The sequence below is a fragment of the Bdellovibrio sp. HCB-110 genome, assembly GCF_047323225.1.
Classification (GTDB): domain Bacteria; phylum Bdellovibrionota; class Bdellovibrionia; order Bdellovibrionales; family Bdellovibrionaceae; genus Bdellovibrio.
In genome coordinates, this window is the sequence record NZ_CP178750.1 from 2,538,310 (window position 1) to 2,550,611 (window position 12,302).

A 12,302-nucleotide genomic window follows, 5' to 3' on the forward strand; every position below is an offset into this window, starting at 1 on the left:
CTCCCTTCCCCTTACATAAGTTTAGTCGGCTATAAACATGCAAAACTTAAATTAGAGAAATCTTTGCTTCAGACCGTCTCATTGCTAAGCAACTTCCCGTTGACAGGTTCTGTGTGGATTGAAAGACTTTAGTCCTAAAGAGAGGGGATCAATATGAGACACTGGAACTGGCTTCTTTCGCTTGCTTTCGTTTTATTATCTTTGGCGGCTCACGCTGAAGATCCGACCGAATATTGCTCGAACAATCCCGAATGTTCCCCCGGAATGATTTCCGTGACAGAAAATTATTCTCGCGGAGAGAACCTGTCCCCTGCTTGGCCGTATGATGAGTCTATCAGCGGGAATTCAGACTGTCGTCTTTTGCAATATGCTTAAACACTAGAAAGGTTTTTATGAAAAAGTGGCTTCTTGTATTGGCAATTTTGACTTTTTCTTCTGCTTCTTTCGCACAGAAAATTAAAGTTCGTCGCGTAAAGGGCAATCAAGCTGTCATTGAGTTTTCTGGCGGCAGCTTGCAACCTGGACAAGTTCATGAGCTTGCGCCGGATGAGTTCGGTGAATCTTCAGTGACTTCTTCTTCACGCCACTATGTTGTCGGCGTTAGCATGAGTCTTCAGAATACAAAGTCCGATGCCGCTGGCGCTGAAAACGAAACAGACATTGAGCTCATTGGTAAGTTTGGTTGGAACTTCGGCACTTACGAGGTGGGGCCTTTAGCTACTTATAAGTCTGACCAAGTAGGCAGCCTTACTCAGACAACGTACAAGTTCGGTGCTTTTGGCGATTTTAACATGATTGCCAACACACCCGGCGAAGCTTTCCTTTACGGTATTGGTGCCACTGGCAGCATGGGGCAATTTGATAGCGGTGGCGGAAGCAAAAGAGATCTTATGGAAGTTTTCGTAGGTCCTTTTGCGAAGTGGTTCCCCTCTGGAAGCAATGTCGGGTTCCGCGTTGATGCCGGCTACGTTTATCAAAAACAATCTGGCGGCGTTGGCGGAGATGCCACAGTCACAGGTCTTCTTACTTCAGCGGGCCTTATTGGCTATTTCTAGTTTCCGAAATAAAAAAACCCACAACAGATAACCGTTGTGGGTTTTTTGTGAGTCTTAACTAAGAGTCAACTGATTACCAGTTGAAGCTTGATTCGTCGTAACCCCAGTTAGCAAGAGCTTTTTTGTACATGCCCTTCATGAACTTTTGAGCTTGGTGAGGTTTCAAACCCAACTCAGATGCAGATCTGTTAGTCAAATCTTGCATAGAAGCGCTGTCACCCATTGCCAAGTCTTTTGCAGCAGCTAGAGCGTCAGAGAACTGAACACCGAATACCGCTTTAAAAGTTTTGTCCATGTCTTTTTCAGAAGTAGTACCGCGTTCAGCAGCAGCTACCGCCCAAGAGTTCAAAGCTGAAGCAACTGCAACTGCTTTATCTTGTTTGAAGCCGTATTCTTTCATCAACTTCTCAGAAGCCAATTTAACAAGTTTCTTATTTGAATCAGAGTTCAAAGCAGCAAAGTTTGTGTCTGATGCAGAAGAAGAAGTTTTGTCATTGATCGCTTGACCGTAGTTAGATTCGCCTGTGTTCGCACTGTAAAGAACGCCGTTTTTACCCAACCAATATGTTCCGTTAGAGATATCTTCCCAGTAGAAACCAGTTGTTCCTACGCCGATAGTATTACCACCAACATAACCCGCAAATTCAGAAACGTTTGCGTAGTATTGGAAGCGACCCAAATCATCATAAACAGCTGCTTTACCAGCAGAGTCGAATTTTACGTACCAAAGGTCATCAGAACCATTGCCGAAATCATTGTAGTGTGGATCTTCAGTCACTGTGATTCTTTTGCCGTCAGCGCTAAAGAATGTGCAACCAGGAGTTGCTTCTTGGCCAGTACAAGCATCACCGTAAACAGTTTCGTATGGGTAGTAGATCACAGTTCCGCCGCCGCCTGGTGTGCCGCCGCCGCCACCGCCTCCGCCGCCACCGCAAGCTGCGAAGCTAGTTGCTACAACTGCTGCTACCATCGTACGCAATACATTTTTCATTTGTGGTTCCTCCTATGGAATCTTCGTTTTATTTAAAACCGTTCTAAAAATAACTTTTCGTTTAGTAAGTCAAATTAACTCTGAGTAATTTGTCTCCACAATAATAGTCAAACGAGTGGGCTCCTTTGGATCCTTCGAAGACCGGCGTTTCCATTGAACGACAGCCAGACGACTTGAATCTCAAACGAGCAGGTGACACCAGTTCAACCGCAGATCCATCCTTTGCAAAAATCGGTACCAACATTTTGACACCACGGCTGAGGCCCGCACTCTCTGTTGTAAAGATTGCAGGAAGCTTCGTTGATGCGTCGCGCGCGTCGCGAATCGTGAGTGGTATATATAGAGAGATAAAGAGGTTGTCGGGGAAGAAAGTATAACGATCTAAACTTCTGCTCCAAACCTTGTTGGTATTCAGGTCATGATACTGAATTTCGGAGTTCGTCAAAACGAAGGCTCCCTTACGTTGAAGCCCCGCAAAAACAGCTCTCACGCGCAAAGCGGAGTCAAATTGGGACCGCTCGGCACCCAACTGTCTGTCCAAAAGATCGTAGTCCTTGTTATCGAAAAGCGTTAAACGCTGCTTACGATTGAGGCCTTCACCGAACCAGAAGCTGCCGACATATTCGTCTTTGGCGTAGTTCAAGCTTTGGATCTTATCAACGCGTGTATCCAAAATATTGCGATAAACATTGGAGTCATGGAAAAGATCCAACTCCATAAAGTTTTCGATCTTCCCGTTCATAACTTCGGCAACAGCGAAATTATAAAGATAAGAGGGCTTCGCTTCGGTCCCCTGATTTTTCGCAAGCATGATGGAAATACGGCCGGACTCGATTTGATCTTGGCGTGGTTGAATCACGTCCACGATCTTATAGTCTTCGTGTTCTTCGAGAGCTTTGAGTTCATTCTTTTCATTTAAGAAATAGAATCTCAACTTTTGCTTTTCCATATCGTTAGGATTTTCCCAACGATCTTTCAAAGAACGTTTGCGATCTGGATCTTTACCGCCACCCAACCACGCAGGTCGTTTCGTCCCGCCGATTTTTTGCCAGTAAATCTGTGAAGCATCCAAAGGCATCGCTGCCATTTCGCCGCTGTAGCTAAAGCTTTCCACAAGTTTCATCGACTTATCGAAAACAAAGAAACTCATCGGTGAACCCTTCGCCTCTTCATCTTCGCTTTTATCTTCAAGAACACCCAAAACGTATTCGCTTTGACCGTCGCCGTTCATATCCATACGAGCCGTGACTTTATCAAGCAGATTGTCACTGTTGCCTTCGATACGGATCTTCGTGCCGCCAAGAGCATTGTAAGAGCCCGCTCCAGAATCCGCGACCAACCACAATTGCCATGTGTTTTTATTTTCTGACAGCGCCAAGTAATCACGTTGTTCAGGATGCGCATCCAAGTTTTGATCTAGAGGAATGAAAGACACACGGCCTTTAGGCATCCCTACAACTGGGTACATACGGATGTCATTACCCGCCATGTTTTCATTCACTTCCACTGTGATTTCAGTTTCTAGAACGTAACGACGAGTGTCCTCACCCACTTTCACATCAACCGTTAGATCCAGTTCACTTGGAATGCGTGATTGAGAAGGGTCGGCATTGTCGACAATGCTCATGGCCACAACATACTTACGAACTTCGCCGTTTTTCCAAAGAGCCGCGTAAGGAGCCACCTCTTTCACAGATGTGATCCACGGACGAACCGCTTCAGGGTGCGGCTTAATAAACTGGGGATTCATTTTAACTTTAGAAACATCCACGTCAGACCACTTATTTACGAAGGAAATTTCGAAATAAAGGTCTTTGCTCTTACGGTCCCATCTGATTTCTGATTTTTCTTTGTTCGCAATCACGATCAAAGGTTGAGCCTGAACTTTCAAAGATCTTTCCAGATCCAAGTTCCCGCCTACAGAATATTTCTTATAAATTTCCCTTTCCGGGCTCAAGACTTGTCCTTGTTCATGAGAGCCGCCTTCAAGCAAAGAAAGGTTGCTAAGCAGCGGTCTTGAACCAAGAACCAGGCGCGGGTAAATTTCATTAGCCGGAATTCCACGAGCCAACATTTCAGCCACAGCAGCAGCAACGAAAGGAGAGGCTTGCGAAGTTCCAGACAAAAATTCATAACCCAAAGTAGAACGGAAACGCACCGGGCGTTTTCCCTCTGGGAAAGTGCTAAGAATATTTAAACCCGGAGCGGCGATATCAACTCCACTTCCGAAATTCGAAAAGTGAGTCATTGCACCATCGGGACCCGAAGCCCCCACACAAATAACATTAGGATAAGCACACGGTCTTAAAAGAGCCCGTGTCGAGTCATTCCCTGCCGCCGCAACGATAATCACGCCGCGAGCTTGGGCTTCTTCGATCACTTTTCTCATATATTCAGAGTCAGAAGTCTGAGGCCAACCCATAGAAAAGTTGATCACTTTAGCACCTGAGCGCATCGCATAGATCACGCCACGGGCAACCACGTCACCCAGACTTCTTTTGATACTTTCACGACCTTGTTCTGAAGGATCATCATAGATTGAAAGAGGCTTAATCGGCTCACTGGGTTGAACACCGATCACTTGCACTGGCAAGATTTCGATGTTTTCACTCAAACCATGGATACCGACATTATTGTCGGCTTCCGCCGCGATGATTCCCGCAACATGAGTTCCATGACCTTGCTCATCGTCAAAATCAGGACGGCCCATGATATTGGCAGCGTTCACACCCCCCAAAAGACTCCACCCTTGGCAATCCAAAGGGTAACCGTTTTTATCCTGATCCACTTCTGGATTTTTTAGATCCATCCATTTCGCTTCACAGACTTTACGGTCGTTGTCTTCTAAGCAGGCTTTGAATTTCGCTAAAGCACGGCATTCTGTTTCATTACGATGAATGACGGTCTTCAAATCGGGATGATTCTTTTGAATTCCTGTATCCAAAACAGCCACAAGAATTTTCTTTTGCGTCTTCTGACGAACCGGCAAACGCACATCTTGTTGAGCACGGGCAGGAACTTTGTAAGTGTGCAAAGGATCGAGGTCCACCATTTGCGGTTGACCTTGATTGTTAAGTCCCCACTGATAAGCCGAAAAAGGATCGGCAGCATGAGCAGACAAAGTGCCCAAGACAGAAAGAGCTAAGATTAAAAGAATCCCACGAAGGGATTCTTTCGCGGCAGCCCCGAAGGGGTTGAGGGCAGGAGCCCGAAACAACTGTCTCATCGGAAGCTCCCTTGAGAACGATCCAACTCGATTGGTGAAATACGAGTCTTATTGGCAAACATCGCAATCAAACCGCTTGCGTAGTCGATATTTTTCTTAGGATCACCCAATGTGTTAGAGAAGTACTCCAAGTCCCCGTCCTCATCACCGGCACGGAAGCCGTTGATACGAACAAAGAAAATGTAGTTTTCTTCGCCTAAGAATTTCAACAACTGCGGAAGTGGAATCGCCTCTTCAAGAACGTAGATCACATTCGTCATCCATTGAGTTTGCGACTTCTTGTCCTTCGGATATGTTCCGGAAAGCTTCAAAAGCTTTTCCATCCAAGGAACCATGCAAGTAAAGTTCGTCCCATTCACCCAGGCTGAGTTCGGCATATCACTGCCACCACGGTCATTGTTGCCACCGTTGCGTTTTTGCTGCTCCTCTTCACACATTTCCCAGTACTTGCCTTTACCTTTTTCAAGGTTGCCGTTACCAAGAATCAGCATCATCTCGTCAAACATTTCTTTATCGTTCGCGCGAGCCTTGCGTCCCATCTTTTCACTGAGTTTTTGGAAAAGACCGCTGACGAATTTATGTCTTCTTGCCGCTTTACCATCGGCATCCGGTTGCAAGATCAAGTCACGGATTCTGTCCAACCCACCTGGCAAGATCGAAAGATTCGCAGTGATACGATAGAAATCCACCGCTGTCACATTGGCAAAAGCTTCGGGCTCGATCAAACGGTAGTTCATCAATGGCGCCCCTTTAAGTTCGCCTTGAACTTCGTCTAAAAGTCTTAAGAACTTCTTACGATTCAAATGCCATCCGCCCCAAACGTGTTGAACAACGGCCACGGAAGGATATTGTTTTGCATTGACCGTCAAATCAGACTCTGTCGTCACCATTCTCCAGTAAGCTTTACCGTAAGGGGTGTTGGCTGGATTTGGATCATCACTGCGCGACAAATCCACACGGCTCTTCGGAGACCACTTATTAAGAATTCCTTCAATCCAGTCTGTCGCAAATCCCAAAAGATCACGGCCCTTCAATTCGCCTTTTTTATTGGCGAACAAAGTCACTTCTTCGTCTTTAGGATTTAAATCTGGAGCTTCCGGGCTGCGTGGGTAACGAATCTTCAACAAATGGTCTTCGTTGAAAGAGTTCACGCGCGCCGCCAGGAACTTCGTACGAAGCTCTTTGGTTTTCAAGTTGTGGTCGATCTCAAATTTCTTATGAGAGAATTTTGAGTACAGCAACTCAGGATCATTGCTCTTAAAGAGTGCACGAAGTGCTGGCTTCAAGTTGTCACGGGTATCCACGAAATCTTTTACGAATTTTTGGTCTACTTTTCCCGTATCCAAAAGTTCCGCGTACTCTGGGTTGTAATCGATCACGAAAGCGTCCGTATTCAAATCCGTCCATGACGTGCTTGCGCGGATGCGCATCACATTGATGAAGAAGTTGAAATCCAATGTCGCGCCCAGGGCTTTCCCTGTCTGTGCACGCACGTAGACTTGAACCCCTTCTTTTGTTCTCATAAAGCTTGTTTGACGAAGAATCGCTCTGGAACCATCGGCACCGACGGAAACAGACGTCATAAAGCTCAATGGCGAGATCCCCATCAAAACATCTAATGATGAAGAAAGCTGACCATAAGCAGACAAAGCAATGGAATCTGTGATTGTGAAGACTTCACCTTCACGCATTTCGGCTAAGAACGCATCCAAGGGCTGACGCATGCTCTTACCATCGGCAGACTTGATAAGATCTTTTTCCGTCAAAACTTTAGAAACGTTGTTCATGAATTTCGGGATCAAAAGATCCTGCCAAGGAACTTTCGTACCTTCTTTAATAGAAAGAAGAGGACGCACATGAGTGTAATCTCTCATCACCATCACGTTGGCACCAAAAACAGGAACCACATTAGGAACGCCATCTAAAGCCATGAAATAACCCAAACGACCCGCCACGCTGACGTTATCCACCAACTGAATGGGTGCCGAACTTCCGAAGTAAGTTCCTGTCGTCACGTGACGAGTGGCTGCGAGGTTGAATCCGCCAACTGGTCCACCCCATGCCTCGACGTTTTGATAAAGAGGCTCAAAAGGCTTTTCTTTGATATGCTGATAAATTCTTTCTTGAATCTGCTCACGACGACCTTGGTAAAGATCGCTGACTTTTAATAGATCCAGTTTTTCATTGATATGATTCAATGCTGTTCCGATAGCCGCTGATTTTGCACGGATACCAAGGTAACGCTCAAGGTCTCCGTCTTGGAATGGAGATTGGCGATCCCCGTGGGCAAAACGTTGTGGGTAGCCTGGAACAAATTCCTTCATCACTTTTCCGTTTTGCACAAGACCGCTGCTTGAATTGATTCTATCAAGCTCTGGTAGTGGCAATGAATTGACGTTTTTCAAATTGAAAAGTTCAAAGGCATTGTTCGCGCGGTGAAGAAGTTTAGCCAAAACAAGTTCTTCCAACTCTTTCGGGAACGCACCGGCTCTTACGATGTCTTGGAAGTCTTGGTAGCGAAGGTTTGCAAGACGTCTTACCAACCAACGGGCATCTTCGTAAGTACACGCCGAGAAAGACTCCGCGGAAGGATGATTGATAACAACGTGACCAGAAAGAACGGAACCGAACTTCGCAGAGAAACGATTGATACTTTCAGGAACATCAACCACAGAGAATGGAATGATCAACGCGCGGTACGCTCTGTAACGAGAGAATCTTTGCACCGCTGGCAATTGATCTGGATTGTTTGGATCTGGAGCATAACCCCACTGGATATCGAAGTACTCAGCCACTGCGGGCTCTAGCATCGCATCTGTGAAAACCACAGAGTGATTTTGCGTGTTGTCTTCGCTCACCCAACCACGGCTTTGGAAGTCGGAGATCATCGACTCTTGAGCGTTTTTAAGGAAGGCTTTTTTCTCTTCTTCATTAGCGAAGAAGACGCGAAGGTTGCGGTAGTATTTAGGTGATGGAACAAAGTAGCCGAGCTTTCTTAGAAGGGCTGCACGCATCAAGGTCGTATGGCTGTAACGGCTTAAGCTTAAACGATAGAACAAGCCTGGGTTCTCGCGAGATTGAACACGAGACATATAAGTGAAAGGTAAAGCAGCTTCTTCAGAAAGGAATTGAACTCCGTTGCCCGCTAAAGGATATGAACCTGGAACATCTTCAACCGCATTGTAAACGCGGTTTTGCCACATTTTATTTTCTAAAGGATTTAAGGCGCTAAGATCTGTCCCCTGATTCGCCAAAGCCGCTGCCTGACCGACATCCAAAGGGTTTCCAGAACTGCTGACGAGGTCGGAAGATGGTTTTTTAATGGACTTAAGAGGTAATGACACGCTCTCTGCGCTCGCGATCGAGAGCATCATCAGGCAAAATGCGCAGACTATAACTATTCTTAAGGACATTCCAAACCCCCTTCAGGGTGCTAGTGTCAAAAAGGACTCAGGTTTTTGAGTACCGTCAGGCTTAAAGCAAGGACTAAGCCATGGTCTCTCATACGAATCCTCAGTAGTTCCGTGTTTTATTCGTTTTTACGCACAAATGCGGCCCCCGTTCCACGAGTTGCCGCATTTTTTATCCCTGTGTCACTCTTGTGGACACTATCGGCAAAGGACCTTGTAGTGCGCCAGCATCGCAGCTTCCAACTGCACGCGCTCTTCTTCGTCGACGATATAAACGCCCAAAGCCTTCGTTTCATTTGTTAAAACAAAGCGGCCTACAATATCAGGGGCATAAAATTGAGCCGAGGAAGAACTATAGAAAACAGACGCATCTCTGCCCGGATCGTTGGAGTCATAAACTTTAAATTCGATCGTAGATTGACCCAATCTCTTATAAGACTTCACCATCACAATGTGTTGAGCTGTACGACCTGCACGCAGATTGATAAGAGTCAAACGCTTGCCGTCCAAGTTGCGAGTCAACTGAGCGACAGTTTCACGGTTTTTACTCTCAGAGCGAGAGCCACTGCCAAGGCCCATTCCAATATTCCCTGCGCGGAAGAAATGACTTGCCTGATTGGCTTCGATTTCATTTTGGAAGTTGCGCAACACACTTCTTCCGTTGAATTCTTGGCTGTACCCTTCAACAAGGCCATTCCAAAGACCGTTTTGAAAGTCACGACGGCTTTCATATAAACTTCCTTCAGGAACTGGAAACACGGAGTAATACTTTAAGTTTCGAGAGATGAACGGCTGAGTGCCATTGCTTCTATTTGTGTGATCTTCGCTATGATCAATTCTTTCTTCAAGAGAAGCTCTGCGAACCATATCTAGGATACGCGGCACTCTTTGCTCCATACGACGATTGTCAGGAGTATTATATCGAGCAAGGTACGAAACCATGCGTTGAGTGCTCGAAAGAGCCCAGCACCCGGCAATCGTCACCGCCCCACTGCGGAAAGGCCAATTGCGAATAGGCATATTGCGACTTTCATGGAAGGCATCTGGTCTGATCGCGCGGTAAATATTGTCGACACTAAGCTTGCGACAATCGAGATTCAGAACCAGGGAATCATTAATGATAATATTCCTGGCCTGCGCATAGGCTTTTTCAGAAGCCACAACCATTGAGGAAATCAACCCCAATACAAAGAGGAAGAACAGTATAAGTGCTCGCATGTAACGTCCTTTCATTTAGCAACGCTGAAACTGCGAGCAAACCTCAAACCAAGGCCTCTGCCTGTTTAAAAGGTTTTCAGCTGTCTAAAACCTAAACGAGTGACCTTAGAGGGCGGTGCTCCACGAGATACTATGAGAAAAATCAAAAAGAAAAAGGCGACCTCATCGAGGTCGCCTTGCAAGTTTTTAAGAGTAAAAAACCTTAGAAGTTGATACCCAAACCGACAGTTCCATAGAACGTGTTCAGTTCGGCTTTTTGATTGAGCGAAGAGTCCGTGAAACTATAACGTTTCATACCGAAGCCCGCTTCACCGAAGTAACGATCCGACCACAAAACTTTTCCGTGGAAGTTCAAAGACATTGGTGCATTCAAAGTCACCTTGGAATCCATGGAGCTTGCGTAGTAAATGAACTCCATGTCCACCCATTTTGGATATCTCATGAAGGGCATAAGATTGAAGAAATCATCAAACACTTTTGGCATCGAGCGCGCCCAGAAGGCTCCCACTCCGAGCATCGGCGCTTTCAATTTATCAAAGGTCACATTTTGATAAGAGAGCATACCACCGACAGATTCATCGCGCCCCCACAGACCTGGCGTCACACGATACTTGAAATCTAGGGTCATAACACTCAAAGGAGCTGTATTCCCGGCAGCATCCACTTTCAATTGATTGAAAGATTGGAAGTACTTCGCACTGAACCCCCATCTTTGACGAGACAGCCAATAGTTCGTCCATCCGAAAAGATCTTCAAACCATTGATTGTAGGCCACCTCACCCATGATGATAAATTCACCAGAGGCTTGAACGCCCGTGAATCGACCGGAAAGCTCGCGAGGATAACCTTTGTAGATTTCGTAGTACGACTTATACGTCTTACCTTCAAAGCTCACATTCAAATACGAACGATTGATTTGACCTCTCTCAGTGGCTTTAAAATGCCACACGAAATTCGCAGGATCTTTGCTATCCACTTCTGCAGAGTTTTGCTCAGAACTGATATCGGCAATCGGCTGCTTACGTCCTTCGAGCTTCACACCATCAATATAAGTTCCTGTCGGCGTGCGTTTGCTCAGATAAACGCGGGATTGCGTGCGCGGGATCTCAGAAAGTTCAAAGCGCTGTTTGAAAACGCCTCCGCCCTGGCCCGGCAGGTAAATTTTCGGATCATCTTTTTTAATTGCCGCTGCCCAAAACTTACGAGGGTCCCCGATTGTCGCTTCAAAACCTAAAAGTTTTGTGAGGGAGCCGTATTGATCTGGATTCAAAATGATGGAACGACCGATGGGACGAGTGTCATAACCTACGATTCTAAGAACGTTTGGTTTTTTCGTATCCGAGATGTCCATCAATTCCAATTTATTTGGAACTGTCACAAACTCATAAGATTCTCCACTGGCAAGTTCCGCAAAGAAAGACGTCGGCATATCTGCCGCCACAACCACGGAATTTTTCATCGGAGCTTCTTCATTTTGCACAAGCACCCGTGGAGTTGTTGGGTCTACGCGGACTTTCCCCATAATCACGTTACGACCTGAAGATTTTGTCCCGTATCTTTGCGAGCACATTTTTGTAGAATTGCGGCCATCGGATTGAGTCAAACAGAAACGGAAAGAATCTTTTTGCCCCCAGAACGGAGCTTTGGCTGCTTCCGCATCAACAATCGCGAATTGCGAGCCAAAAACACCGGAGCGCACAAGATCTTTTGCTGGAACACCTTTGGTAATAAGAGCTTTTCTCCACTCTTCGAGCTGCTTCATCCATTTTGTGTGATCGGCTTCCGTAAAATTATACGTCCAAAGAACAGCACCCGTTCTAGAAATCATTTCCAAAGTTCCGTGAGTCATCATCTTGTCAGGCCATGCCATAACAAGAGTGACTTTCGCGGCCTCACTGCTTCCCAAAACTTGGTTCAACTGCGAGTGTGTTTTTCCCAACGGCAAAAGAGCGAAGAAAAAGTTCTTCTCGTTCAACGCTACGTTCCCGATTTTCAATATCTTTCCATTTGCGCCTGTCAGGTCGTATTCCAACTCCAACGGAGGTAAGATCACCCCGTTATCAAGCTGATCGAAATATAGCGGCTTGTTAAAATCGCGCGTCGCCGCCGTTTTCAACAAAGATCGTTGAGGAGCTGGGATTTCCTCTTGGGTTTCTGCGGGAGCTGGCGTCGGAGCCGGGGCTGCGGGAGCCGCTTCCTGAGCCTGCGCGAACGTACCAAAACTTATTAGAGCGGATAAAACCAGATGCTGCGCAATATTCACGTTGTTACCTCTTTGCTGTTCCTTATTTGGATTTTATTGTCTCGGGCTCCTGCCCTCGCCCCTTCGGGCTAACGCGATAAAATCCCCCTCCTGGAATTTTATTGAATGCGAGGTTTTGTAACAAGCTAAAATATTGGAC

The 12,302-nt window shown here is 46.1% G+C and carries 7 protein-coding genes; 2 read left to right on the forward strand and 5 right to left on the reverse strand.

Annotation, left to right across the window (positions count from 1 at the left end; translation table 11 throughout):
* Positions 1–153: 153 nt before the first annotated feature.
* Both ACL934_RS12165 and ACL934_RS12170 read left to right on the forward strand, forming a co-directional pair.
* A complete protein-coding gene (locus ACL934_RS12165; RefSeq protein ID WP_374073827.1) occupies positions 154–375 on the forward strand; it encodes a hypothetical protein in 222 nt (73 codons plus the stop codon).
* A 17-nt stretch (positions 376–392) separates the two neighbouring features.
* Complete coding sequence (locus ACL934_RS12170; RefSeq protein ID WP_374073829.1) at positions 393–1,055, forward strand: hypothetical protein; 663 nt, start codon at positions 393–395, stop codon at positions 1,053–1,055.
* Positions 1,056–1,128: 73 nt separating this feature from the next.
* Here ACL934_RS12170 and ACL934_RS12175 read toward each other — a convergent pair whose 3' ends face one another.
* The 5 genes from ACL934_RS12175 to ACL934_RS12195 form a co-directional block, all read right to left on the reverse strand.
* Positions 1,129–2,046: a hypothetical protein gene (locus ACL934_RS12175; protein ID WP_374073830.1), complete on the reverse strand. Its 918-nt coding sequence runs from the start codon at positions 2,044–2,046 to the stop codon at positions 1,129–1,131.
* A gap of 61 nt (positions 2,047–2,107) precedes the next feature.
* Positions 2,108–5,272, reverse strand: a complete 3,165-nt coding sequence (locus ACL934_RS12180; protein ID WP_413612294.1) for a S8 family serine peptidase — start codon at positions 5,270–5,272, stop codon at positions 2,108–2,110.
* The gene (locus ACL934_RS12185; RefSeq protein WP_374073835.1) at positions 5,269–8,616 is read right to left on the reverse strand and encodes a hypothetical protein; all 3,348 of its coding nucleotides are present in this window, start codon (positions 8,614–8,616) and stop codon (positions 5,269–5,271) included. The genes ACL934_RS12180 and ACL934_RS12185 overlap by 4 nt, the downstream gene beginning before the upstream one ends.
* 264 nt (positions 8,617–8,880) lie before the next feature.
* Positions 8,881–9,900, reverse strand: coding sequence for a hypothetical protein (locus tag ACL934_RS12190; protein WP_374073837.1), 1,020 nt, complete (start codon positions 9,898–9,900; stop codon positions 8,881–8,883).
* Positions 9,901–10,102: 202 nt separating this feature from the next.
* The gene (locus ACL934_RS12195) at positions 10,103–12,163 is read right to left on the reverse strand and encodes a hypothetical protein (protein ID WP_413612295.1); all 2,061 of its coding nucleotides are present in this window, start codon (positions 12,161–12,163) and stop codon (positions 10,103–10,105) included.
* Between the last annotated feature and the right edge of the window lie 139 nt (positions 12,164–12,302).